At 70.6% G+C, this 26,124-nt stretch carries 20 protein-coding genes and 1 pseudogene; 17 read left to right on the forward strand and 4 right to left on the reverse strand.

Translation table 11 applies throughout. The annotated features are described in order from the left end of the window. Positions 1-110: 110 nt before the first annotated feature. On the forward strand, positions 111-788 hold the full coding sequence (locus AQJ91_RS17245; protein ID WP_067021987.1) for a GntR family transcriptional regulator: 678 nt from the start codon (positions 111-113) through the stop codon (positions 786-788). Positions 789-839: 51 nt separating this feature from the next. On the opposite strand, the gene AQJ91_RS17250 is transcribed toward AQJ91_RS17245, so the two are convergent. Further along, complete coding sequence (locus AQJ91_RS17250; protein WP_067021989.1) at positions 840-1,301, reverse strand: DUF4231 domain-containing protein; 462 nt, start codon at positions 1,299-1,301, stop codon at positions 840-842. Positions 1,302-1,559: 258 nt separating this feature from the next. Between AQJ91_RS17250 and AQJ91_RS17255 the strand changes: the two genes are divergently transcribed. From AQJ91_RS17255 to AQJ91_RS17330, 16 genes and pseudogenes are all read left to right on the forward strand, one after another. Then, positions 1,560-2,741, forward strand: coding sequence for an ROK family transcriptional regulator (locus tag AQJ91_RS17255; protein ID WP_067021991.1), 1,182 nt, complete (start codon positions 1,560-1,562; stop codon positions 2,739-2,741). 132 nt (positions 2,742-2,873) lie between these two features. Beyond that, positions 2,874-4,433, forward strand: coding sequence for a sugar ABC transporter ATP-binding protein (locus AQJ91_RS17260; protein WP_067021993.1), 1,560 nt, complete (start codon positions 2,874-2,876; stop codon positions 4,431-4,433). After that, entirely contained in the window at positions 4,430-5,449 is a 1,020-nt protein-coding gene (locus AQJ91_RS17265) for an ABC transporter permease (protein ID WP_067021995.1), read from the forward strand. The genes AQJ91_RS17260 and AQJ91_RS17265 overlap by 4 nt, the downstream gene beginning before the upstream one ends. A 45-nt stretch (positions 5,450-5,494) precedes the next feature. Next, positions 5,495-6,544, forward strand: a complete 1,050-nt coding sequence (locus AQJ91_RS17270; RefSeq protein ID WP_067021996.1) for a substrate-binding domain-containing protein — start codon at positions 5,495-5,497, stop codon at positions 6,542-6,544. Positions 6,545-6,631: 87 nt separating this feature from the next. Further along, the gene (locus AQJ91_RS17275; RefSeq protein ID WP_067021998.1) at positions 6,632-7,840 is read left to right on the forward strand and encodes a Gfo/Idh/MocA family protein; all 1,209 of its coding nucleotides are present in this window, start codon (positions 6,632-6,634) and stop codon (positions 7,838-7,840) included. 14 nt (positions 7,841-7,854) lie between these two features. Beyond that, on the forward strand, positions 7,855-8,889 hold the full coding sequence (locus AQJ91_RS17280) for a sugar phosphate isomerase/epimerase family protein (RefSeq protein ID WP_067021999.1): 1,035 nt from the start codon (positions 7,855-7,857) through the stop codon (positions 8,887-8,889). Between the two features lie 70 nt (positions 8,890-8,959). Next, on the forward strand, positions 8,960-11,470 hold the full coding sequence (locus AQJ91_RS17285; RefSeq protein ID WP_067022001.1) for a PQQ-dependent sugar dehydrogenase: 2,511 nt from the start codon (positions 8,960-8,962) through the stop codon (positions 11,468-11,470). Positions 11,471-11,484: 14 nt separating this feature from the next. Then, positions 11,485-12,816 carry a ThuA domain-containing protein gene (locus AQJ91_RS17290; protein WP_067022003.1) on the forward strand — a complete coding sequence of 444 codons (1,332 nt, stop codon included), beginning with the start codon at positions 11,485-11,487 and terminating at the stop codon, positions 12,814-12,816. Between the two features lie 142 nt (positions 12,817-12,958). Next, on the forward strand, positions 12,959-14,125 hold the full coding sequence (locus tag AQJ91_RS17295; protein WP_067022005.1) for an inositol-3-phosphate synthase: 1,167 nt from the start codon (positions 12,959-12,961) through the stop codon (positions 14,123-14,125). Between the two features lie 230 nt (positions 14,126-14,355). After that, positions 14,356-15,255 (forward strand): SCO3242 family prenyltransferase, encoded by a 900-nt coding sequence (locus AQJ91_RS17300; RefSeq protein WP_067022007.1) that lies wholly within the window; start codon positions 14,356-14,358, stop codon positions 15,253-15,255. Next, positions 15,252-16,304, forward strand: a complete 1,053-nt coding sequence (locus AQJ91_RS17305; RefSeq protein ID WP_067022009.1) for a sugar phosphate isomerase/epimerase family protein — start codon at positions 15,252-15,254, stop codon at positions 16,302-16,304. The genes AQJ91_RS17300 and AQJ91_RS17305 overlap by 4 nt, the downstream gene beginning before the upstream one ends. Before the next feature lie 269 nt (positions 16,305-16,573). Next, positions 16,574-17,278 (forward strand): annotated as a pseudogene (locus tag AQJ91_RS17310) (EboA domain-containing protein); the annotation flags it as partial. Continuing rightward, on the forward strand, positions 17,278-18,168 hold the full coding sequence (locus AQJ91_RS17315) for a TatD family hydrolase (protein WP_199847948.1): 891 nt from the start codon (positions 17,278-17,280) through the stop codon (positions 18,166-18,168). The pseudogene AQJ91_RS17310 and the gene AQJ91_RS17315, both read left to right, overlap by 1 nt. Before the next feature lie 3 nt (positions 18,169-18,171). Continuing rightward, on the forward strand, positions 18,172-19,341 hold the full coding sequence (eboE, locus tag AQJ91_RS17320) for a metabolite traffic protein EboE (RefSeq protein WP_067022011.1): 1,170 nt from the start codon (positions 18,172-18,174) through the stop codon (positions 19,339-19,341). Further along, positions 19,338-20,729, forward strand: a complete 1,392-nt coding sequence (locus AQJ91_RS17325; RefSeq protein ID WP_067022013.1) for an alkaline phosphatase family protein — start codon at positions 19,338-19,340, stop codon at positions 20,727-20,729. The genes eboE and AQJ91_RS17325 overlap by 4 nt, the downstream gene beginning before the upstream one ends. 60 nt (positions 20,730-20,789) lie before the next feature. Continuing rightward, positions 20,790-21,839, forward strand: a complete 1,050-nt coding sequence (locus AQJ91_RS17330; RefSeq protein WP_067022015.1) for a sugar phosphate isomerase/epimerase family protein — start codon at positions 20,790-20,792, stop codon at positions 21,837-21,839. Between the two features lie 186 nt (positions 21,840-22,025). Here AQJ91_RS17330 and AQJ91_RS53615 read toward each other — a convergent pair whose 3' ends face one another. The 3 genes from AQJ91_RS53615 to AQJ91_RS17340 all read right to left on the reverse strand — a co-directional run bounded on the left by AQJ91_RS53615 (position 22,026) and on the right by AQJ91_RS17340 (position 26,123). After that, positions 22,026-22,178 (reverse strand): hypothetical protein, encoded by a 153-nt coding sequence (locus tag AQJ91_RS53615; RefSeq protein WP_159054591.1) that lies wholly within the window; start codon positions 22,176-22,178, stop codon positions 22,026-22,028. 283 nt (positions 22,179-22,461) lie between these two features. Next, entirely contained in the window at positions 22,462-23,856 is a 1,395-nt protein-coding gene (locus tag AQJ91_RS17335; RefSeq protein WP_067022017.1) for an OFA family MFS transporter, read from the reverse strand. A gap of 122 nt (positions 23,857-23,978) precedes the next feature. Next, entirely contained in the window at positions 23,979-26,123 is a 2,145-nt protein-coding gene (locus tag AQJ91_RS17340; RefSeq protein ID WP_067022130.1) for an acetate--CoA ligase family protein, read from the reverse strand. Position 26,124 lies beyond the last annotated feature (1 nt).

A 26,124-nucleotide genomic window follows, 5' to 3' on the forward strand; every position in this document is an offset into this window, starting at 1 on the left:
CTGGCCATTGTGCGCCGTAGACTGTAGACGAAAGACAATCGATACTGGCTGTCCAGTGGCGGCCGGCTTCCGGCTTCAGTCGCCCGGCATGGCCCAGGAGGGGGACCGTGATGTTGTCGACCGGACTGCCGCAGGGTGCGGTACCCAAACTCGAACGCCCCGGTCCGCTCCGCGACCGCGTCTACGAGGCGCTGCTCGAACTGATCACCACGCGCGCCCTGCAGCCCGGCCAGCACCTCGTGGAGAGTGAGCTCGCCGGACACCTCGGCGTCTCCCGGCAGCCGGTGCGCGAGGCCTTGCAGCGGCTGAACACGGAGGGGTGGGTCGATCTGCGGCCCGCCCAGGGTGCCTTCGTGCATGAGCCGACGGAGGAGGAGGCCGACCAACTCCTCACCGTGCGCACCCTGTTGGAGGCCGAAGCCGCCCGGCTCGCCGCCGCCAACGCGAACAAGGCCGGCATCGAGGCCCTGGACGAGATCCTCGCCCAGGGCCTGCTCGCCGTCGCGTCCGACGACGTGGACGCGGCCGTCGCGCTCAACGCCCGCTTCCACGCGACGATCATGGAGCTCGCGGGCAATGTGGTCCTCGCCGAACTGGCGGCCCAGGTCGACCGCCGGGTGCGCTGGTACTACACGCCCGTCGCCCGGCAGCGCGGCCACCAGTCCTGGATCGAGCACCGCGACCTGATCGCCGCGATCTCGGACCGCGACGAGCAGCTCGCCACCCAGCTGATGCGCGAGCACACGGAGCACACCCGGCGGTCGTACCACGCCCGCGCCAAGTCCTGAGCGGCGTAAGGCCGTTGGGGCGCCTCTGACAGTGCGTGCCGAGCCGTGCCGTCAGGGGCGCCCGCTGTTCCCCGTGGAATCGGTGCGCGGACTGGCCAGTTGCACCCAGGTGCCCATCTCCCGCTGCTCGATGCGGGTGACGGCGGCGGTCAGCACCCGGTCCCGGGTGGCGGGGTCGTCGTACGGTTCGGCGCCGGTGCGGTACAGCCGGCGCTCCGCCTCCACGGCCTCGCGGGCCTCGCTGAACCGCAGGTAGTCGTCCTGCCAGTGGAAGACGGAACGCAGCCCGCTGATCACCACGACGACGCCGCCCAGTACGGCGGGGACCTGTGCGTCGCCGGGTGAGATGACCGCCGACACCGGGATCGCGGCCGAGACGAGCAGTACCAGGGTCTCGGTCAGCCGGAAGTATCGGCGGGCCTTGATAGCGGCGTTGCGGTACCAGTCGTACGACCCGTTCGCCAGGCGCATTGCGTAACCGGGTTCCGAGTCGGGTGACGGCTCCTGAGTCATGAGTGCTCCCCCCAGCACTGACATCGGCATGCACAGGGTAGCCAACCGCGCCTCGATTCAGCCCTGTTGGTGCGGGAGAGCGAGCACCCTCGCAAGAACATCTTTGTCCTGCGAGTGGAGAAAGTCTGCGGCAATCTCCGCGTAACTTCTTCCCACTCCCGGCAGCCACTGCTACGTTCCCCTCGAAAGCAAGCCACCTAGGTGGCCGAAACCCGGCGCGCACAGGCCGATCGAGGCGGGGAGGGGCTCGTGAGACGTATGACGGCGCGGCCCGCGAACGCCCATCAGGCCCGACTGCTCAAGCTGTTGCGCGACGGCGGGCCCAACTCCCGGGCCCAGCTGGGCGATCAGGTCGACCTGTCACGGTCCAAGCTGGCCGTGGAGGTGGACCGGCTGCTGGAGACGGGCCTCGTCGTGGCCGACGGGCTCGCCGCCTCACGCGGCGGGCGCCGCTCCCACAACGTCCGGCTTGCCCCCAACCTGCGGTTCCTCGGCGTCGACATCGGCGCGACCTCGGTCGACGTCGCCGTCACCAACGCCGAACTGGAGATCCTCGGACACCTCAACCAGCCCATGGACGTACGCGAGGGCCCGGTCGCGGTCTTCGAGCAAGTTCTCTCCATGGCCGCGAAGTTGAAGGCCACCGGGCTCGCGGAAGGGTTCGACGGCGCCGGCATCGGCGTACCGGGACCGGTCCGCTTCCCGGAGGGCGTGCCGGTGGCTCCGCCGATCATGCCGGGCTGGGACGGGTTCCCGGCACGGGAGGCACTCAGCCAGGAACTCGGCTGCCCGGTCATGGTCGACAATGACGTGAACCTGATGGCGATGGGTGAGCAGCACGCGGGCGTCGCACGCTCCGTGGGCGACTTCCTCTGCATCAAGATCGGCACCGGCATCGGCTGCGGCATCGTCGTCGGCGGCGAGGTCCACCGCGGTACGACGGGCAGCGCCGGCGACATCGGGCACATCCAGGCCGTACCCGACGGCAGGCCCTGCGCCTGCGGCAACCGGGGCTGTCTGGAAGCCCACTTCAGCGGGGCGGCCCTCGCCCGGGACGCCGTGGAGGCGGCCCAGCAGGGACGCTCCGCCGAACTCGCCACGCTGCTGGCGGCGAACGGCACCCTGACCGCCGTCGACGTCGCCACCGCGGCCGCCGCCGGCGACGCCACCTCCCTCGATCTGATCCGTGAGGGCGGCAACCGCGTCGGCCAGATCATCGCCGGACTCGTCAGCTTCTTCAACCCGGGCCTGGTGGTGATCGGCGGCGGGGTGACCGGCCTCGGCCACACCCTGCTCGCCGCGATCCGCACCCAGGTCTACCGCCAGTCGCTGCCGCTCGCGACCGGCAACCTGCCCATCGTTCTCGGGGAGTTGGGCCCCACCGCCGGAGTCATCGGCGCGGCCCGGCTCATCAGCGACCACCTGTTCTCACCCGCGTAAGCCTTCTGTAGGCCCTCAGTAGGTCTCTGGCCGATACGGCCCACCAGCACAGCGCCCTGCTCTGCCCTGCCCCGAAACGCCTGCCCCGCACGCGCCCTGAACCGGCCCGCACGCCAGCCAAGGGGAACCGCCATGGCACCAGAACCACCGCTGCTCACCATGTCCGGCATCACCAAGTCGTTCCCCGGAGTCCGGGCCCTCGACGGCGTCGACCTCGACGTCCAGGCCGGCGAAGTGCACTGTCTGCTCGGCCAGAACGGGGCCGGCAAGTCCACCCTCATCAAGGTGCTGTCCGGCGCCCACCAGCCCGACACCGGTACCATCCACTGGCGCGGCGACCCCGTCACGCTCCGCTCACCGATAGCCGCCATGCGCCTCGGCATCGCCACCATCTACCAGGAACTCGACCTGGTGGAGCACCTGTCCGTGGCCGAGAACGTCCACCTCGGCCATGAACCCACAACCGCCGGGTTCGTCGTGCGCGGCAAGGCCGCCCGTGCATCAACCGCACAGCTCCTGCACCGACTTGGACATCCCGAGATCGAACCGGGCTGCCTGGTCGGTGAGTTGTCGGCCGCCCAGCAGCAGATCGTCTCCATGGCGCGGGCGCTCTCCCACGACGTACGGCTCATCGTGATGGACGAACCGTCCGCCGCCCTCGACCCCGACGAGGTCGACAACCTCTTCCGCATCGTCGGCGACCTCACCGCCGACGGCGTCGCCGTCGTCTACATCTCGCACCGCCTGGAGGAGATCCGCCGCATCGGCGACCGCGTGACCGTTCTGAAGGACGGACGGGCCGTCGCGGGCGGGCTGCCCGCCAAGTCCACGCCGACCCGTGAGGTGGTCGCGCTGATGACGGGCCGGAACGTCGAGTACGTCTTCCCGGGCCGGCCATCGCGTGCGGCGACCCTGGAAGAGCCGGTCCTGGAGGTCCGCGGGCTGGCCCGGGAAGGGGAGTTCGAGCCCCTGGACCTGCAGATCCGCCCGGGCGAGATCGTCGGGCTGGCCGGACTCGTCGGTTCGGGACGCTCCGAGATCCTGGAGACGATCTACGGCGCCCGCAAGCCCAGCTCCGGTCAAGTCCTCGTCGGCGGACGGGCGTTGCGGCCCGGCAGTGTGCGCGCCGCCGTCCGTGCCGGACTCGGGCTCGCCCCCGAGGAACGCAAGGCGCAGGCCCTGCTGATGCTGGAGTCCGTCACCCGGAACGTCTCGGTGTCCTCCATGTCCCGCTTCTCACGCGGCGGCTGGATCGACCGGGGTGTCGAACTGGAGGCGGCGCGGGCCGCGACGCGCGAACTGTCGCTGCGGCCCGACAACCCCTCCGTGCCGGTGCGCACCCTCTCCGGCGGCAACCAGCAGAAGGCCGTCCTCGCGCGCTGGCTGCTGCGCGGCTGCCGAGTGCTGCTGCTCGACGAACCCACCCGCGGCGTCGACGTCGGCGCCCGCGCAGAACTGTATGCAGTCGTCCGTCGACTGGCTGACGAGGGGCTCGCCGTGCTGCTGGTCTCCAGCGAGGTGCCCGAGGTGCTGGGCCTCGCCGACCGCGTGCTGGTCCTGCGCGAGGGTCAGGTCGTCCACACGGCGCCCGCGCGCGAACTCGACGAACACCGTGTACTCGACCTCGTCATGGAAGGAAGCCCCGTGGCCAGTGCAAGCCCGGCGGCCGGTGAAGGGAGCCCGGCGTCATGACGCAGCACGTGTCCCCGCCCCGCGACGGCACCGACAAGACGGCCCCGGTGGGCCAACCCCCGTCCTGGCGGGGGATGTTGGTCCGGGCCGACGTCCGTACCTTGTCCCTGCTCGGCGTGCTCGCCGTACTGATCCTCATCGGCGGCATCACCAAGCCCGACGAGTTCCTAGACACCCGAAACCTCCAACTCGTCCTCACCCAGGCCTCGGTGATCGGTGTCGTCACCGTCGGCATGACCTTCGTCATCACCTCCGGCGGTATCGACCTGTCCGTCGGTGCGATCGTCGCCCTCTCCTCGGTGTGGGCGACCACGGTCGCCACCCAGGAGTACGGCTTCGGCGGCATCCTCTTCACCGCGGTGCTGGTCGGCGTGGGGTGCGGGCTGGTCAACGGGCTGCTCATCGCGTACGGCGGGATGGTCCCGTTCATCGCCACGCTCGCCATGCTGGCCTCCGCCCGCGGACTCGCCCTGCAGATCACCGACGGCAAGACACAGATCGTCACCGTCGAGGGCGTCCTCGACCTCGGCGAGCGCGACGCCTACGTGCTCGGCATCCCGCCGCTCGTCATGGTGTTCGCGGTCGTGACGATCATCGGCTGGCTGATCCTGAACCGCACGACCTTCGGGCGCCGCACGGTCGCCGTCGGCGGCAACGCGGAGGCGGCCCGCCTCGCCGGCATCGACGTACGCCGCCAGCGGCTCTACCTCTACCTGCTGTCCGGACTGTGCTGCGGCATCGCCGCCTTCCTGCTGATCATCCTGTCCGGCTCGGGCCAGAACACCAACGGCAACCTGTACGAGCTCGACGCCATCGCGGCCGCGATCATCGGCGGCACGCTGCTCACCGGGGGCCGCGGCACCATCACCGGGTCCGTGCTCGGCGTCCTGATCTTCACCACGATCACCAACATCTTCGCCCTGAACAACCTGCAGAGCGACGTCCAGCAGATCGCCAAGGGCGCGATCATCGTCGCCGCCGTGCTGGTCCAGCGCCGTACCGCAAGCACGACCTGAGGGTCGTACCGCCAAAGCCACGACCTGAGGAAAGGGTTCACCGCCATGCCAGAGCTCACGAACCGCTTCACCAGTCGCAGAGGGCTGCTCTTCGGGACCGCCGCGGTGTCCGCCGGTGCCCTCCTCGCAGGTTGCACGAGCAACGAGTCCGACGACGAGCCGGCCGCGAACGACCAGCCCGCCGCCGAGGACAAGCCGGGCAAGGAGGTCACCATCGGGTTCGCCGGCCCGCAGGCCGACCACGGCTGGCTCAACGCCATCAACGACAACGCCAAGAGCCGCGCCAAGAAGTACTCGGACGTCACCCTGGAGATCACCGAGGGCTCCAACGACACCGCCCAGCAGATCGGCCAGATAGAGACGCTGATCAACAAGAAGGTCGACGTGCTGGTGGTGCTGCCCGCCGACGGCAAGGCGCTCACCCAGGTCGGACTGAAGGCGATGCGCGCGGGCATCCCGGTCGTCAACCTCGACCGGATCTTCAACACCCCCCAGGCGTACCGCTGTTGGATCGGCGGCGACAACTACGGTATGGGCCTCAACGCTGGCCACTACATCGGCGAGAAGCTCAAGGGGAAGGCGAACGCCCGCGTCATCGAACTGGCCGGCCTCGACAACCTCGAGCTGACCAAGCAGCGCACCCAGGGCTTCGACGACGCGCTGAAGAACTACCCCAACATCAAGAAGGTGGCCCGGCAGGCCGCCGAGTTCACGGTCGAGTCCGGACAGGCCAAGATGGCCCAACTCCTGCAGGCCCAGTCGAAGTTCGACGCCCTGTGGAACCACGACGACGACCAGGGCGTGGGCGCCCTGCGCGCCATCGAGCAGGCCGGGCGCGACGACTTCCTGATGGTCGGCGGCGCCGGCGCCCTGTCCGCCTTCCAGGCCATCAAGCAGGACAACGGCGTCCTGAAGGCGACCGTCCTGTACCCGCCGACGATGGCCGCGTCCGCGATCGACCTGGCCCGTGCGCTCGGTCAGGGCAAGGGCGTGAGCGGCATGGCCGAGTTCGAGATCCCCGCGTCGCTCACCCTCTACTCGGCCGTCGTCGACAAGGACAACGTCGACACGTACATGTCCACCGGCTTCAAGTGAGGCGCGCCCTGCCCGACGGACCGCGGACGTCCCTCGGGCCGGGCCCCACCCCCCCCACCGCGCCACGACGACGAGGAGGACATCTGCATGGAACAGCCGCAGCAGACAGCAGCACCGGAGGCCGGGAAGCCGCCGTTGCGCGTCGGCATGGTCGGCTACGCCTTCATGGGCGCCGCCCACTCCCAGGGCTGGCGCACCGTGGGCCGCGTCTTCGACCTGCCCCGCAGCCCCGTACTGGCCGCGATCTGCGGGCGGGACGCGACCGCCGTGCGCGCGGCGGCCGACCGGTACGGCTGGGCGGCGGCCGAGACCGACTGGCACGCCCTGATCGAACGGGACGACATCGACCTCGTCGACATCTGCACCCCCGGCGACAGCCACGCCGAGATCGCGCTCGCCGCGCTCGCCGCCGGCAAGCACGTGCTGTGCGAGAAGCCCCTCGCGAACACCGTCGAGGAGGCCGAGACGATGACAGCGGCCGCCCAAGCGGCGTATGTGCGCGGTCAGTTGGCGATGGTCGGGTTCAACTACCGCCGGGTGCCCGCCACCGCGCTGGCCCGGAGCATGGTCGCCGAGGGCCGCCTCGGCGCCCTGCGGCACCTGCGGGTGACGTACCTTCAGGACTGGCTGGTGGACGCGGAGTTCCCGCTCACCTGGCGGCTGCGCAAGGAACTGGCCGGCTCGGGTGCGCTCGGCGACCTGGGCGCGCACATCGTCGACCTCGCGCAGTACCTGGCGGGGGAGCAGCTGGCCGGCGTCTCCGCGCTCACCGAGACCTTCGTACGCGAACGCCCGCTGCCCGGCGGACCGACCAGCGGCCTGTCCGCCGCCGCGTCCACCGGCACCGGACAGGTCACCGTCGACGACGCCGCCCTGTTCACCGGCCGTTTCACCTCCGGCGCCCTCGCCTCCTTCGAGGCCACCCGCTACGCCACCGGCCGCAAGAACGCCCTGCGCATCGAACTCAACGGCGAGCACGGCTCGTTGGCCTTCGACCTGGAACGCCTCAACGAACTCTCCTACCACGACGGCACCGAGCCCGGAGCGCACGCCGGCTTCCGCCGCATCCTCGTCACCGAACCCGACCACCCTTACCTGGACGCCTGGTGGCCCCCCGGCCACGGCCTCGGCTACGAGCACACCTTCGTCCACCAGGCCCGTGACCTGGTCCACGCCATCGCCGAGGGCCGGCAGCCCGAACCCTCCTTCGCCGACGGGCTGCAGGTGCAGCGCGTGCTGGCGGCCGTGGAGGAGAGCGCCGAGAAGAACTCCGTCTACACGCCGATAGCCGTCTGAGGAGGGCTCAGAGAATGCCGCGCACCTTCACGCTCTTCACCGGCCAGTGGGCCGACCTCCCCCTCGAAGAGGTCTGCCGCCTCGCCCGCGACTTCGGCTACGACGGACTCGAACTCGCCTGCTGGGGCGACCACTTCGCGGTCGACAAGGCACTCGCGGATCCGGCGTACGTCAAGTCGCGTCACCAACTCCTCGACAAGTACGGCCTGAAGTGCTGGGCGATCTCCAACCATCTGGTGGGCCAGGCGGTCTGCGACGCCATCATCGACGAACGCCACCAGGCCATCCTGCCCGCCCGTATCTGGGGCGACGGCGACGCGGAGGGCGTACGGCGGCGGGCGGCGGCCGAGATCGCCGACACCGCGCGGGCCGCAGCGGCCTTCGGCGTCGACACGGTGATCGGCTTCACCGGCTCGGCGATCTGGCACCTCGTCGCCATGTTTCCGCCGGCGCCCGAATCGATGATCGAGCGCGGCTACACGGACTTCGCCGAGCGCTGGAACCCGATCCTCGACGTCTTCGACGCGGAGGGCGTGCGGTTCGCGCACGAGGTCCACCCCAGCGAGATTGCATACGATTACTGGACGACTGTACGCACGCTGGATGCGGTCGACCGTCGACCGGCTTTCGGCCTCAACTTCGACCCCTCCCACTTCGTCTGGCAGGACCTCGACCCGGTCGGCTTCCTCTGGGACTTCCGCGACCGGATCTACCACGTCGACTGCAAAGAGGCCCGCAAGCGCCTCGACGGTCGCAACGGCCGCCTCGGCTCCCACCTGCCCTGGGGCGACCCCCGCCGCGGCTGGGACTTCGTCTCGGCCGGGCACGGCGACGTCCCCTGGGAGGACGTCTTCCGGATGCTGCGCTCCATCGACTACGGGGGCCCGATCTCCGTCGAGTGGGAGGACGCCGGCATGGACCGGCTCCAGGGCGCACCCGAGGCCCTGACCCGCCTGAAGGCATACGACTTCGAGCCGCCGTCGGCCTCCTTCGACGCGGCGTTCGGCGGCACGGACCAGGCCGCGTCAACCACTGCTCCGCTTCAGTGAGTTCCGGGATGACGGCGCATCCCGGCGTACCGCACCCGCCCGTACAACCGGCCCCTTTCTGGAGGCACCCGTGCACGGGAACGACAGCACCACAGGCACCGGCAGAACCGAGACCCACAGACGACGCCTTACCGTCCGTAAGGCAATCGCCCTGCTCGGCGGCGCACTGCTGGCAGGAGCGTCCCTCACCCTCGCCGCTCCCCAGGCCGGCGCAGCCGTCGCCGACCCGGGAGCCGCGCCCGCGGCCGCGGTGGCCGAGGACTTCCAGCAGGTCACCCTCGCCAAGGGTGAACCGGAGGTCGGCGAGCCCATGTCGCTCGCCGTCCTCCCGGACCGTTCCGTCCTGCACACCTCGCGCGACGGGGAACTCCGCATCACGGACGCCGCGGGCAACACCCGGCTGGCCGGCAAGCTCGACGTGTACACACACGACGAGGAAGGCCTCCAAGGCATCGGCGTGGACCCCGACTTCACCACCAACCGTTTCATCTACCTGTACTACGCGCCCCCGATGAACACCCCCGCGGGCGACGCCCCCGAGACCGGCACCGCGGCCGACTTCGCTCCCTTCGACGGCGTCAACCGGCTCTCCCGGTTCGTCCTGAAGGCCGACGGCACGCTGGACGTCGCCAGCGAGACGAAGATCCTCGACGTCCCCGCCTCCCGCGGCATCTGCTGCCATGTCGGCGGCGACATCGACTTCGACGCGGCGGGCAACCTGTACCTGTCGACGGGCGACGACAGCAACCCGTTCCAGTCGGACGGCTACACCCCCATCGACCAGCGCGCCAACCGCAACCCGGCCTTCGACGCCCAGCGTTCGGCCGGCAACACCAACGACCTGCGCGGCAAGATCCTGCGCATCAAGGTGAACGCCGACGGCTCCTACGCGATCCCCGACGGCAACCTCTTCGCGCCCGGCACGGACAAGACGCGGCCCGAGATCTACGCCATGGGCTTCCGCAACCCGTTCCGCTTCAGCGTCGACCAGGCCACCGGCATCCTCTACGTCGGTGACTACGGCCCGGACGCGGGCGCCGCCGACCCGGCACGCGGCCCGGCGGGGCAGGTCGAGTTCGCGCGGGTGACCGGTCCCGGAAACTTCGGCTGGCCGTACTGCACGGGCGACAATGACCCGTATATTGCATATGATTTCACGACGGGTGTATCCGGTGCCGCCTTCGACTGCAGCGCCCCGAAGAACACCTCGCCGAACAACACCGGCCTGACCGAGCTGCCCCCGGCCCAGCCCGCCTGGATCCCGTACGACGGCGGTTCCGTGCCCGAGTTCGGCACCGGCTCCGAGTCCCCGATGGGCGGCCCGGTCTACCACTACGACGCCTCGCTCGACTCGCCCGTGAAGTTCCCCGAGGCGTACGACGGGAACTTCTTCGCCGGGGAGTTCGGCCGCCGCTGGATCAAGCGGATCGCGAGCGACGCCGACGGGACCGTGCAGTCGATCAACGACGTCCCGTGGACCGGCACCCAGGTGATGGACATGGCCTTCGGGCCGGACGGCGCGCTGTACGTCCTGGACTACGGCACCGCCTGGTTCGGCGGCGACGAGAACTCGGGCCTGTACCGCATCGAGAACGCGACCGACGGCCACTCACCGGTGGCGCAGGCCGCGGCCGACCGGACCTCGGGACAGGCCCCGCTGAGGGTACGTTTCTCCTCCGAGGGCACCAGTGACCAGGACGGCGACGCCCTCACGTACAGCTGGGACTTCGGCGACGGCGGCACGTCGACGGCGGCGAACCCGACGTACAGATACAAGAAGAACGGCACCTACAGCGCGACGCTGACCGCCAAGGACACCTCCGGCCGCACCGGCAGCGCGAGCGTGCAGATCGTGGTCGGCAACACCGCGCCCAAGGTGATGCTCGAACTCCCCAAGGACGGGCAGCTGTTCAGCTTCGGTGACGCGATTCCGTTCAAGGTGCGCGTGACCGACCCCGAGGACCGGACCATCGACTGCTCGAAGGTCAAGGTCACCTTCGTCCTCGGCCACGACACCCACGGCCACCCGCTGACCTCGGCCAACGGCTGCACCGGCACCCTGCAGACCAGTGCCGACGGCGGTCATGACGAGGACGCCAACATCTTCGGAGTCCTCGACGCCGAGTACACCGACGGCGGAGGCGGCGGCCAGGCCCCGCTCACCACGCACGACCAGAACGTCGCCCAGCCCAAGCAGCGCCAGGCCGAGCACTTCGGCAACGGCTCCGGCGTCTCGGTCATCACCAAGGCCACCGCACACGGGGGCAGGACCGTCGGCGACATCAACAACGGCGACTGGATCTCCTTCACGCCGTACGTCCTCAGCAACGCCCAGCAGATCACCGCGCGCATCGCGTCCGGCGGCACGGGCGGCACCCTCGAGATCCGTGCGGGGTCCTCGACGGGCACCCTGCTCGGCAGGGCGACCGTGCCGGTGACCGGCGGCTGGGAGAACTTCCAGGACGTCACCACGAACCTGTCCCGCGCGCCGAGGGGCACCACCACCCTCTACCTCGTCTTCAAGGGGACGGGTACCAGCGCCCTGTACGACGTGGACGACTTCACCTTCACGACCGGCTGAGAGGAGGTGCGCTGATGCGCTCAACCAGACGAGTGGGAACGGCAGTTGTGGGAGCCGCCGTGCTCCTGGGCTGCGTGTCCGAACCGGCCGCGTCACAGGCAGGGGAAGACGGAAAACGGGTGCTGGTCTTCTCCAAGACGGCCGGTTTCCGGCACGACTCGATCCCCGACGGCGTCGCGGCAGTCCAACAGCTCGGTGAGACGGGCGGGTTCACGGTCGACGCGACGGAGGACGCCGGAGCCTTCACGGCCGGCAACCTCCGCCGGTACGACGCGGTCGTCTTCCTGTCGACGACCGGAGACGTCCTCGACGTCGCCCAACAGACCGCGTTCGAGGGCTACATCCGGCGCGGCGGCGCCTACGTCGGCATCCACGCGGCGGCCGACACCGAGTACGACTGGGCGTTCTACGGCGGCCTCGCCGGTGCGTACTTCCAGTCGCACCCGGCGATCCAGCCCGCCACGGTGCGGGTGGAGGACCGCGCACATCCGGCCACCTCAGGGCTGTCCCGCACCTGGAACCGCACCGACGAGTGGTACAACTACCGCTCCAATCCCAGGGAACACGCCCACGTCCTCGCCTCCCTCGACGAGTCGTCGTACACCGGCGGCACCATGAACGGCGACCATCCGATCGCCTGGTGCCAGACCTACCAGGGCGGGCGCGCCTTCTACACGGGCGGCGGGCATACGAAGGAGTCCTACGCGGATCCTGTATTCCGTCGACACCTGATGGGCGGAATCCTGTATGCAATCGGCGATGTGCAGGCCGACTGTCGACCGGAGAACGGCTACCGTCCACTCTTCGACGGCACTTCACTGGACGGGTGGCAACAGGCGGGCCCGGGCTCCTTCACCCTCGACGACGACGGCACGATCACGTCGGCCGGCGGCATGGGGATGCTCTGGTACGCCGCGTCGGGCTTCACCTCGTACTCCCTGAAGCTCGACTGGAAGATGTCCGGCGACGACAACTCCGGTGTGTTCGTGGGATTCCCGCCCTCGGACGACCCGTGGTCGGCGGTGAACAACGGCTATGAGATCCAGATCGACGCCACGGACGTACCCGAGAAGACGACAGGGTCCGTCTACGGCTTCCGGTCCGCCGACCTGAAGAAGCGCGACCGTGCGCTGAACCCGCCGGGGGAGTGGAACACGTACGAGATCCGGGTGGAGGGCGAACGCCTCCGCGTCTGGCTCAACGGCGTGAAGATCAACGATTTCACCAACACCGATCCGGCCCGGAGCCTGCGCGACGGACACATCGGCATCCAGAACCACGGAGCCGACGACCAGGTGTCCTTCCGCTCGGTCCGGATCAGGGAACTGCCCGCGCAGGGCGACTGAGCGACGGCGGGCGGGGGACGCCGGACTCCCGCTCGCCGTCTTCCCTCTCTCGCGACTGGCCTCGCGGTTCTCGGTTCGCGGTTCGCGGTTCGCATACGACTTTCGCGGTTCGCACACGACGCGCTCGACAAGGAGGCTGCCCATGTCCGCGTCCCTTCCTGGCACCCGTGTGGGGGTGTGGCTGATCGGAGCCCGCGGCTCCGTCGCCACCACCGTCGTCGCGGGGTGCGCCGCGCTGACCGCCGGGCTGCACCCGCCGATCGGCCTGGCCACCGAGACACCGGTGTTCGCCGGCAGCGGCCTGCCTCCGCTGGCGTCCCTCGTCTTCGGCGGCCACGACACGGTGGACTGCCCCCTGCCCAAACGCGCGGAAGCGCTCGCGGCGGGCGGCGTCCTGCCGGCCGGTCTCCCCGCGGCTGTACGGGCCGAACTGTCCGCCGCCGACCGGGAGATCAGGCCCGGCGGCCCGCTCACCGGGGACGCACGAGGCGAGGAGGAGCTGATCGCCGCCTTCGCCGCGGACATACGGGACTTCGTACGCCGGTGCCGGCTCGCCCGGGCAGTCGTGGTGAACCTGGCCTCCACCGAGCCCACGGCCGCAGGCGACGCACTTCCGCCCAGCTCTCTGTACGCGGCGGCGGCCCTGCGCGCGGGCTGCCCCTACGTCAACTTCACCCCGTCGACCGGCCTGCACCACCCGGCGCTGACGTCGGCGGCGGCAGCGAGCGGCCTCCCGCACGCGGGCCGCGACGGTAAGACCGGCCAGACGCTGCTCCGCTCCGTCCTGGGCCCGATGTTCACCCAACGGGCGCTGGCGGTCCGGGCCTGGTCGGGCACCAACCTCCTCGGCGGCGGGGACGGCGCCTCCCTGGCCGACCCGGCCGCGGCCGCGGCGAAGAACGCGGGCAAGGAACGCGTCCTGGCCGACACTCTCGGCACCACCCCCGAGGGCGAGGTCCACATCGACGACGTTCCCGCGCTCGGCGACTGGAAGACCGCCTGGGACCACATCGCCTTCGACGGCTTCCTCGGCACCCGCATGATCCTCCAGACCATCTGGCAGGGCTGCGACTCCGCCCTCGCCGCCCCTCTCGTCCTCGACCTGGCACGCCTGACCGCCCGAGCCCATGAGGCAGGTCTGACCGGCCCGCTCGGCGAGCTGGCCTTCTACTTCAAGGACCCGGTGGGGGAGGCGCCGGCGGGGTTGGCGGAGCAGTACGGGGCGCTGACGGGGTTCGCGAAGCGGTTGCGGGACGTGGATGCGGGGGAGCCCGAGCGGCGTTCCGGCACGGGGGAGGAGGAGCGGTGAGGCGGCGCCGGGTGGGGAGGGGGCCGAGGGGGTCGGGGATACCGGCGGCACGTGTGGCAACGATGACGGGCGGACTGTTGGCACGCGTGGAAGCGGTGGGGTCTGGCGGACCGGCGGCACGTGTGGCCAAGGCGCTTGGCGGACCGGCGGCACGTGCGTCGGCAGCGACCTCCGGAACAACGGCACGCGCGTCCACGGCGACCGGCCGAACGGCCGAGCCCTCGAACCCCATGTCCGCCTGGCCCGAACTTCTCCGTCTCCCAGCCCTGTTCACGGTCCCCGGCGACTCCCTGGCAGGCGCTGCCGCGACCGGCGCTCCACCCAACTCCCGCACCCTGCTCGCCATCGGCTCCTCCCTCTGCCTGTACGAGGCCGGCATGGTCCTCAACGACTGGGCGGACCGCGAGGAGGACGCCAGGGAACGCCCGCACCGCCCCCTCCCCTCCGGCCGCGTCGGCCCGGCCACGGCCCTCACCGCGGCCTGCGCTCTCACCGGCGCCGCCCTGGCCCTCGCCGCCCGCGCCGGCCGCCCCGCCCTGGCGGTCGCCGCACCGCTCGCGGCCACCGTCTGGGCCTACGACCTCACGCTCAAGCACACTCCCGCCGGTCCCGCAGCCATGGCCGCGGCCCGCGCCCTGGACCTCCTCCTCGGCGCCGCGGCCACCACGGGCCACACCGGCGCGGCGTTCCCCTCCGCCGCTCTGCTCGGCACGCACACCCTCGCGGTCACGGCCGTGTCCCGCCGGGAGACGACCGGCGGCGCACCCCTGGCACCCCTGGCGGCCCTCGCCGCCACCGGAGTGTTGACCCGACTGGTGACGCGGCCGCCCGCCCGACCCCCGGCCGGCCGACGGGACGCAGCCGCCCGTGGCCTGTCCGGCGCCGGAGCGAGTGCGGTGCGCACCGCACTCACCGCCGCGTACGCCGCAACCGTGGCCCGCCCCTACTTCCACGCCGCCCTCAACCCGTCACCCCCGCTCACCCAACGCGCCGTCACCGGCGGCATCCGCGCCACGATCCCCCTCCAGGCCGCGCTCACCGCCCGCTCCGGCGCCGCCCCCACCGGCCTGCTCATCGCCGCCCTCACCCCACTCGCACGACGGTTCGCGAAGAAGGTGAGCATCACATGAGCCCCGAGAAGAACACCGTCTCCACGTCTCAGGACCTCACGGCGACACGGGCACTCACCGCCACCTCCCTCCGCTTCGGCTACGGCACCAACGGCCTGGCCGACCTCCGCCTCGACGACGCCCTCGCCCTCCTCGCCGACCTCGGCTACGACGGCGTCGGCCTGACCCTCGACCACATGCACCTCGACCCGCTCGCCCCCGACCTCGCCGCCCGCACCAAGCGCCTCGCACACCGGCTGGACGCGCTCGGTCTGGACGTCACTGTGGAGACGGGCGCCCGCTACGTGCTCGACCCGCGTCGCAAGCACGGCCCGTCCCTGCTGGACTCCGACCCGGACGCCCGCGCCCGACGTGCCGACCTGCTGCTCCGCGCCGTCGAGGTAGCCGCCGACCTCGGTGCCCACGCCGTGCACTGCTTCAGCGGGATCACACCGAAGGGAACGCCGTCGGACGAGGCCTGGCACCGCCTTGCCGACGCGCTCACCCCCGTGCTGGACGCCGCCGCCACCGCCGGCATCCCCCTCGCCGTCGAACCCGAACCTGGCCACCTCCTCGCCACCCTCGCCGACTTCCACCACCTCCGCCGCGCCCTCGGTGACCCGGAGCCCCTGGGCCTGACCCTCGACATCGGCCACTGCCAGTGCCTCGAACCCGTCCCGCCCGCCGACTGCGTACGCGCCGCCGCTCCCTGGCTGCGCCACGTCCAGATCGAGGACATGCGCCGCGGCATCCACGAACACCTCCCTCTCGGCGAGGGAGAGATCGACTTCCCGCCCGTCCTCACGGCCCTCGCCGCCGCCGGCTACCAGGGCCTGACCGTCGTCGAACTGCCCCGCCACTCCCACGCGGGCCCCCACTTCGCCGAACTCTCCCTCCCGTTCCTCCGTCACGCGGCGACCACCGCCGCCCCTCCACCCGGCCCCGCAGACGCGACCAGCTCGGCCGGCCACGCCGACGCAGCACACCCGGCCGCCCCGGCATCACCCACGCCGACCGCCACACCACCCCGAGGCGATCCCTCCGCCACCCCTGAAGGGAGCACCCCATGACCCACCCGGACACCACGCCGGGCACCTCGGCACAGGCCACTCAGGCCTCCACCTCGGCCACTCCGGCGGAGGGCGTCCGGGGGACCACGCCGGGCACCTCAGCCGAGGGCACCCAGGACACCACGCCGGGCACCTCGGCACAGGCCACTCAGGCCTCCACCTCGGCCACTCCGGCAGAGGGCGTTCGGGGGACCACGCCGGGCACCTCGGCACAGGCCACTCAGGCCTCCACCTCGGCCACTCCGGCAGAGGACGCCCAGGGCACCACCACCCCGGCCACCCCGTCAGCGGCCCCCCAGGCCCTCGCCCTTCCCCACACCCCTCCCACCGACCTACGCGACCACCTCGCCCCCCGCCTCCCCGCAACCGCCCGCACCTGGCTCGACCAGGCCCTCGCCGAGGCCGCCGCTCACCCCGGCACGCACGGGCCCATCTCCGTGTGGGAGTTGCGCCTCGCGGAGGCGGGACGCCGTTGCGGGCCGGAGCACGCCGATGCCGCCCGCGTCCTCATCCTGCACGCGGCCCGCGCCGACGCGGACGCCCTTACCCGCGTCTACTTCCAGGGCACCGCCGCCGAGCGCCGCGCCGTTCTGCATGCCCTGCCCCACCTCGTGCCGGGGCCGAACGCCCTGCCGCTCGTCGAGGACGCACTGCGCACCAACGACACCCGGCTCCTCGCCGCCGCCGTCGGCCCGTACGCCGCCCGGCATCTCGACGCCCACCAGTGGCGCCACGCCGTCCTGAAGTGCCTGTTCACCGGCGTGCCCGTCGACACCGTGGCCGACCTGGAGCACCGCGCCCACGCCGACGCGGAACTCGCCCGCATGCTCGGCGACTACGCCGCCGAACGTACCGCCGCGGGCCGTCCCGTGCCCGAAGACCTGCACCGCGTCCTGACCCTGACCGACCCCACGGCCACCCCGCCCGCCGACCACGGCCCCAGCCGCCGCGGCACCGACGGCAAGGAGTCCTGATGCGCATCTTCGACCCCCACATCCACATGACGTCACGGACCACCGACGACTACGAGGCCATGCACGCCGCAGGCGTCCGCGCCGTCGTCGAGCCCTCCTTCTGGCTCGGCCAGCCCCGCACCTCGCCCGCCTCCTTCCTCGACTACTTCGACTCCCTCCTCGGCTGGGAACCCTTCCGCGCCGCCCAGTACGGCATCGCCCACCACTGCACGCTCGCCCTCAACCCCAAGGAGGCGAACGACCCGCGCTGCGTCCCCGTCCTCGGCGAACTGCCCCGGTATCTCGTCAAGGACCAGGTCGTGGCTGTCGGCGAGATCGGCTACGACTCGATGACCCCCGCCGAGGACACTGCCCTCGCCGCCCAGCTCCAGCTCGCCGCCGACCACACACTGCCCGCCCTCGTCCACACCCCGCACCGCGACAAACTGGCCGGCCTGCGCCGCACCCTCGACGTCGTCCGGGAGTCCGCACTGCCCCCGGAACACGTCCTGGTCGACCACCTCAACGAGACCACTGTCAAGGAGGCCAAGGACAGCGGCTGCTGGCTGGGCTTCTCCGTCTATCCCGACACCAAGATGGACGAACGGCGGATGATCGCGATCCTCCGCGCGTACGGGCCCGAGCAGGTCCTGGTGAACTCCGCCGCCGACTGGGGAAGGAGCGACCCGCTCAAGACCCGCGAGGTCGGCCACCTGATGCTGGCCGAGGGGTTCACCGAGGACGACGTCGACCGGGTGCTGTGGCGCAACCCCGTCGCCTTCTACGCCCTCAGCGGCCGCCTCACCCTCGACGTCACCGCCACGGACGCGACCCACGAGGGCAACTCCATCCTCCGCGGCGCCCCGCAGGACCCCGACGCGCTGACCGGCGCCCCGGCCCCGGAGGCGTGAGCCATGCGCTTCCGGCACCCCGACGGCTCCACCGTCCACCTCGCCTACTGCACCAACGTCCACCCCGCCGAAACCCTCGACGGCGTCCTCGCCCAACTCCGGGACCACTGCGAACCCGTCCGCCGCCGCCTCGGCCGCGACCGCCTCGGCATCGGCCTGTGGCTTGCCAGGGACGCCGCCCACGCCCTCGTCACCGACCCGTCCGCCCTGCGCGGACTGCGCTGCGAACTCGACGGGCGCGGCCTCGAAGTCGTCACCCTCAACGGCTTCCCGTACGAGGGCTTCGGCGCCGAAGAGGTCAAGTACCGCGTCTACCAGCCGGACTGGGCCGACCCCGAACGCCTCGACCACACCACCGCCCTCGCCCGCGTCCTCGCCGGTCTCCTCCCCGACGACGTCACCGAGGGCAGCATCTCCACCCTGCCCCTCGCCTGGCGCACCGCCTATGACGACGCCCGCGCCGAGACGGCCCGCACCGCACTCCGCACGCTCGCCGAACGCCTCGACGCCCTCCAGGAGCTGACCGGCCGCGACATCCGCATCGGCCTCGAACCCGAACCCGGCTGCAGCGTCGAGACCACCGGCGACGCCATCGCCCCGCTCACCGTGATCGGCCACGACCGCATCGGCGTCTGCGTCGACACCTGCCACCTCGCCACCTCCTTCGAAGACCCGCACACCGCCCTGGACGCGCTCAACCAAGCCCGCATCCCCGTCGTCAAGTCCCAGCTCTCAGCCGCCCTGCACGCCGAACACCCCCATCTCCCCGAAGTCCGCGACGCCCTCGCCGCCTTCGACGAACCCCGCTTCCTGCACCAGACCCGCACGGCCACCGCCGCCGGCCTGCGCGGCACCGACGACCTCGGCGAGGCCCTGCGCGCGGACGCCCTCCCCGACGCATCACCGTGGCGCGCCCACTTCCACGTCCCCCTGCACGCGGCCCCGGCCGCGCCCCTCACCTCCACGCTCCCCGTCCTGCGGACCGCCCTGACCCGGCTCGTCGGCGGCCCGCATCCCCTCACCCGCCACCTCGAGGTCGAGACCTACACCTGGCAGGCCCTCCCACCCGAGCTGCGCCCCCGCAGCCGATCCCAGCTCGCCGACGGCATCGCCGCCGAACTCGCCCTCGTCCGCGACCTGTTGACGGACCTCGGCCTCAAGGAGCTCCCATGAGCACTCCCACCACAGGCCCGACCCCGCTTCTCGTCCTCGACGTCGTCGGCCTCACCCCCCGTCTCCTCGACCACATGCCCCACCTCAAGGCGCTCGGCCAGTCCGGCTCCCGCGCCCCGCTCGGTACTGTCCTGCCTGCCGTCACCTGCGCCGCCCAGTCCACCTTCCTCACCGGCACCCACCCGGCGGAGCACGGCATCGTCGGCAACGGCTGGTACTTCCGCGACCTCGGCGACGTACTCCTGTGGCGCCAGCACAACGGCCTCGTCACCGGCGACAAACTCTGGGACGCCGCCCGCCGCGCGCACCCCGGCTACACCGTCGCCAACATCTGCTGGTGGTACGCCATGGGCGCCGACACCGACATCACCGTCACTCCCCGTCCGGTCTACTACGCCGACGGCCGCAAGGAACCCGACTGCTACACCCGGCCCCCGGCCCTGCACGACGAACTCACCGAGAAATTCGGCACCTTCCCGCTGTTCCACTTCTGGGGCCCCGGCGCGGACCTGGTCTCCAGCCGCTGGATCATCGACGCGACCCGCCACATCATGCGCACCCGGCACCCCGATCTGACGCTCTGCTACCTCCCTCACCTCGACTACGACATGCAGCGCTTCGGCCCCGACGACCCGCGCTCCCTCAAGGCGGCCGCCGACCTGGACGCGGCCATGGCCCCGCTCCTCGACGACGCCCGCGCGGAGGGCCGTACCGTCGTGGCACTCTCCGAGTACGGCATCACCCGTGTGAACCGGCCCGTCGACATCAACCGCGCCCTGCGCCGCGCGGGCCTGCTGGAAGTGCACACGCAGGACGGCATGGAGTACCTCGATCCGATGGCGTCACGGGCCTTCGCCGTCGCGGACCACCAGATCGCCCACGTCTACGTGCGCCGCCCGGAGGACCTGGACGTCACCCGGGCCGCGCTCGCCGGCCTGCCCGGCATCGGGGAACTCCTCGACGACGAGGGCAAGAAGGCCCATCACCTCGACCATCCGCGCTCCGGCGAACTCGTCGCCGTGGCGGAGCCGGACGCCTGGTTCACGTACTACTACTGGCTCGACGATGCCCGCGCGCCCGACTTCGCACGGCTCGTCGAGATTCACCGCAAACCCGGCTACGACCCGGTCGAACTGTTCATGGATCCGCTCGACCCCTACGTCAAGGTCAAGGCCGCGACCGCGCTCGCCCGCAAGAAACTCGGCATGCGCTACCGCATGGCGGTCGTGCCTCTGGACCCTTCACCTATTCGCGGCAGCCACGGCCGCCTTCCGGCGAGCGACGACGACGGTCCGCTCCTCATCTGCTCCACCCCCCGCGCTGTCGGCGACCGCGTCGCGGCCACCGACGTGAAAGCACTCCTGCTCCAACTGGCCGGTCTCTGCTGACCGGTCACAAGTGAAGCACTCACCACTGACAACGCCCTCCGACCTCGAGGAGTTCCGGTCATGAGCCGCACCTTCCAGTCCGACCCCGAACTCACCCACCGCCTCACCAGACGTGGCATGCTCGGCGTGGCCACGGGCGCCACCGCCGCGGCCCTGCTCGGCGCGGCCGCTGCCCCCGCGACGGCTGCCACCGACACCGCGTCCGGCGTCGCCGGCCGCGGCCGTCCCGTCCTGCCGCCCGGCCGGCTCGGCATCCAGCTGTACAGCCTCCGTGACAAGGTCTCCACGCTCGGCTTCGCCCCCGTCTTCGCCGAGCTGGCGAAGTACGGGTACGACGAGGTCGAGTTCGCCGGGTACACCCAGGGCTCGGCCGGCCCGATCACCCTGGCCCAGCTGAAGCGGCTGGCCCGGAACCACGGCCTGAACTCGATCGGCAGCCACGTCGGCTACTACTCCAGCGACCCGAACGCCTACACCTTCGCCCAGAACCTCACCAAGGTCCTCGACGACGCCCAGGCCCTCGGCCTCAAGCACATCGGCACCGCCTCCGGCCCGTTCCGCTACGGCTCGACCGTCGACGCGTGGAAGCGCGCGGCCGAGGAGTTCAACACGTACGGCGCGGCCGCCAAGGCGCGGGGCATGAAGTTCTACCAGCACAACCACTCCGAGGAGTTCTCCTTCGCCACCGACAACCCCAAGGTCCGCCTCTACGACGTGCTGCTCGCCGAGACCGACCCCGACCTGGTGTTCCTGGAGATGGACATCTTCTGGGCGTACTCGGGCCAGTTCCGCTTCTCACAGCGGCCCGACGGCACACCCGCACCCTTCGAACCCCTCGACTACGTGCTCAGGCAGCCCCACCGCTACCCGCTCTTCCACGTCAAGGACGGGGTGAGCGATCCGGCGAACCAGTACGGCTACCGCATGGTCGACGTCGGTGAGGGCGACATCGACTACAAGGAGTTCATCTCGAAGGTCACCAGGCGCACACACGGCGGGCGGCGCTATCACCACTGGCAGACGGAACACGACAATCCCGTCGAGTCCTTCGCCTTCGCCCGCAAGTCCAGTGAGCACCTGAACTCACTGCGAGAGAGGTGCGGATATTAGGGATCCGTAGGCAGCAGGGCCGGCCCGGAATTCAGGAGGTTCCGGGGCCGGCCACCTGTTTTCAGCTCACTCGTTGAATGTCTTCCAGTTCGAGCAGGCGACCGGGGAGGTGTCACTCGAGCCGTCCACCGTACACACCCTCATCCGGTATGCGAGGCCCGTGAGGACGTCGTACCTGAATGATGCTTACGTGCCCGAACCCCTGCCGGTGTACACGGTGTCCGCCAGTGACCAGCGGTTGCCCACCGGGTGGAACACCTGCAAGGTCCCCCGCACCCCGTGGCCGTCGGCGCGGTCGTCCCAGACATGGAAGTCGTCACCGTCGTCGATGTGCACCATCGATGCGGACGATCCGAGGTATACCCAGGTGTTCCCGAGGATCGAAACGCCTCCGCCATCGGCGAAGGCTGAATCGACGCCAGTTATGGTGATCAGGGGAGCTGCAAGGATTGCTGCGACGCGGAGTGACCTTTGTCTCAGCATGAACGTCCCATCGCTCGAAGGTTGATCGCGCTCCCGTACCTGATCTCTTTGGTTCACGGCACGGGGCGCGCGGTACGAAGTGAGGGGCCCGGCCGAAGCCGGGGCCACTCCGGTGTGTGCGGTCAGGCGGGCTGGGGAATCAGTCCATCTCCCGGCTGATCGGCTGGGGATTCGGCTTGATCCCGCCACTGCTCCTGGTCCTGGGTCGTCCCGGTGGGGTCAGGAAGAGCGCCACGAATCCGGCGAAGAACGAGATACAGCCGGCCAGGATGAAGGCGCCGTCGAGCCCCCAGGCGTCGACGACCACGAAGCCCATACCCGCGCCGAGGCCGGACACGAGCTTCGAGCTGTAGACCATGCCGTAGTTGGTCGCGTTGTTGTTCTCACCGAAGTAGTCGGCGGTCATCGCCGCGAACATCGGGAAGATGGCGCCACCACCGAAGCCGGAGATGGCGGAGAAGATCAGGAACAGCGGAAGGTTCTCGGCCTCGGCCGACCAGAGGATGCCGAACTGGGCAGCGCCCAGAATGACGCAGACGTACAGCAGGCACCTCTTGCGGCCGTAGAGGTCGGAGAGCCAGCCGATCACACCGCGCCCGGTGCCGTTGACGATTGCCTTGAGCGACATGGCGGTGGCCACGATCCCGCCGGCGAAGCCTGCCTCCTTGCCGATGTCGATCTGGAAGGAGATACCGAAGATGTTCACGCCCGAAGTGCAGGCGAGACAGAACCACATCAGCGCCACCCGGCCGGTCTTCCATGCCTCCACGGGGCTGTACTGGTGTACGGCCGGCGGGTTCTTCTCCAGGGAGCGACGCGCGCGCCGGTCCTCCGGCGGGTTCAGCGGGTCGATCTCGGCAGGCCACCAGTTCTTCGGCGGGTCCTTGAAGAAGGAGCCGGCGACGGCCACGACACCGGCGAGGAAGACGCCGACCGTGACCAGGACGACCTTGAAGTTGGAGATGTCCATCACGTTGGTGAACAGGAAGACGAAGGGCACCGAGCCGTAGGCGAAGCCGCCGTTGACGAAGCCGGTCTTGCCGCCCTTGCGTTCCGGGTACCACTTGCCGACCATGTTGACGCAGGTGGCGTACACCATGCCCGCGCCCATACCGCTGAACATGCCGAAGCCGATGAAGGCGAGTGTGACACTCGGCGCGTAGGCCAGCGACAGATAGCCGCAGAGCGTTCCGAGGGCGCCGAGCATCATCGCCCAGCGGGCCGGCAGCTTGCCGGTCTCACGCAGCCGCCCCGCCGGGAAGGCCACCGCGGCCTGGAAGAACACCCAGGTGGTCAGCAGCCAGAAGATGCTGCCTTCGGACCAGAGATGTGCCTGGTGCAGAGTGTCCTCGGCGGACGCGAAGGCGTACTCGGCCGAGCTGATGCCCATCATGCCGACCCACGGCAGGATGACCATCCACTTGCGTTTGCGGCCCATGATGTCGATGTCGGTCTCACCGAGGCGGTAGACGCGACCGTTCGCGTCCGTCACCTCTCGGTAGGGAACCGATGTGGGTAGATCAGTCGTTGTCATGTCGTGTTGCACCCCTTGCGTTCGAAAGTTCTGGCCAGCGCCCCCTGTCCAATGCCTTTCGTGCGCGCTCGGGTCCCGGGGCCGGCCGACGCGCACCGTCGGCCGGCCCCCGCTCACTCACCTCATGAACCGCCCCCCAACAGGCCTGCCGCGCGCGCCCACCGGTACTTCGCGCCGAGCACGGCCACCGGCTTCTCGGTCGTGTACGGGTACGCCACGACCCCCCGCTCGAAGAGGTACTGGCACGCCTCCTCCACCTCGACGTCACCCGCGAGCGACGCCACCACTGGCTTCTCGATGCCGCGCTCCCGGAACTCGGCCACCACGCGCGCGGTGAGCTCCGCGAAGACCATCGGGGGAGTGACGATCGTGTGCCAGTAGCCGAGGACGAGCGCGTGGATGCGCGGGTCCTCCAGACCGAGCCGGATCGTCGCCTCGTACGTCGACGGCGGCTCGCCCCCGGTGATGTCCACCGGGTTGCCCGCGGCCCCGAAGGGCGGGATGAACTTCCGGAAGGCCTCGTCCAGATCAGTCGGGATCTCCATCAGGGACAGGCTGTTGTCGGTCACCGCGTCGGACAGCAGGACGCCACTGCCGCCGGCCCCGGTGATGATCACCACGTTGTCGCCCTGCGGGGCGGGAAGCACCGGCAACGCGCGCGCGTACTCCAGCATCTCGTTCAGCCCGGGCGCCCGGATGACACCGGCCTGCCGCAGCATGTCGTCGTACACGGCGTCGTCGCCCGCGAGAGCCCCGGTGTGCGACCCGGCGGCCTTCGCCCCCGCCGCCGTACGCCCCGCCTTGAGCACCACGACCGGCTTCTTCGGTACGGTCGCCCGCGCGGCCTCGACGAACGCGCGCCCGTCCTTCAGGTCCTCCAGGTGCATCGCGATGCACTCGGTGTGCGGGTCCTCGCCGAACCAGGTCAGCAGGTCGTCCTCGTCCAGGTCCGACTTGTTGCCGAGCCCGACGATCGCCGACACACCCGTCTTCGTGGTGCGGGCGAAGCCCAGGATGGCCATCCCGATGCCACCGGACTGCGAGGTCAGCGCCACCCCGCCCTTGACGTCGTACGGCGTGCAGAACGTGGCGCACAGGTCCTGCCACGTCGAGTAGTAGCCGTAGATGTTCGGCCCGAGCAGCCGGACGCCGTGCCGTTCGGCGATCGCCACGATCTCCGCCTGGAGTGCGTGCTCGCCGGTCTCCGCGAACCCGGAGGGGATCAGCACGGCGTTGGGGATCTTCTTGCGTCCCACCTCTTCCAGGGCAGAGGCCACGAACTTGGCGGGGATCGCGAAGACCGCCACATCCACCTCACCTGGAACGTCGGTGACACTCTTGTACGACTTGCGGCCGAGAATGTCATCGGCCCTGGGGTTCACCGGATGGATGTCCCCGGCGAAGCCGCCGTCGATGAGGTTGCGCATCACCGAATTGCCGATCTTGCCCGGCTCGTTGGAGGCGCCGATGACGGCGACCGAGCTCGGCTGCATCAGCCGGCGCATGGAGGTGAGGATCTCCTCGCGTGTGTACGTCCGCCGGGGCGGTGGCTGCGACTCGGCGAGGATCACCCGGATGTCGGCGGCGACCGCGGCCTCCGGGGTGGCGATCACCGGGTTGAGGTCCACCTCCGCGATCTCCGGGAAGTCCGCGACGAGTTGGGACACCCGGCGGATCTGCTCGGCGATCGCCCACCGGTCCACGGCCGCCGCGCCCCGCACCCCGCGCAGGATCTCCGCCGACCGGATCGAGTCGAGCATCGACAGTGCCTCGTCCGCGTCGACCGGCGCCAGCCGGAAGGTGACGTCCTTGAGGACCTCGACGAGGACCCCGCCGAGCCCGAACGCCACGATCTTCCCGAAGGTCGGGTCGGTGACCGCGCCGACGATGACCTCCTGGCCCTTGGGCAGCAGCTCCTGCACCTGTACGCCCTCGATGCGGGCGTCCGCGTCGTACGCGCGCGCGTTGTCGACGATCTTGTGGAAGGCGGCCCGCACGTCCGTGGCACCCTCGACGCCGACGATCACGCCGCCGGCGTCGGTCTTGTGCAGGATGTCCGGGGAGACGATCTTCATCACGACGGGCCCGCCGAAGCGTGCCGCGTACGCGACCGCCTCGTCGACGTCGGTCGCCAGTTCTTCTCCGGGCACGGCGATCCCGTACGCGTCGGCGATCACCTTGCCCTCGGGCGCGGTCAGCGCGGTGCGTCCCTCGGCCCGCACGGAGTCGAGGAGCGTGCGCACCCTCAGGACCCGGTCTTCGGCCATC

Source organism: Streptomyces dysideae (assembly GCF_001514305.1).
In the GTDB taxonomy this organism is placed as follows: domain Bacteria; phylum Actinomycetota; class Actinomycetes; order Streptomycetales; family Streptomycetaceae; genus Streptomyces; species Streptomyces dysideae.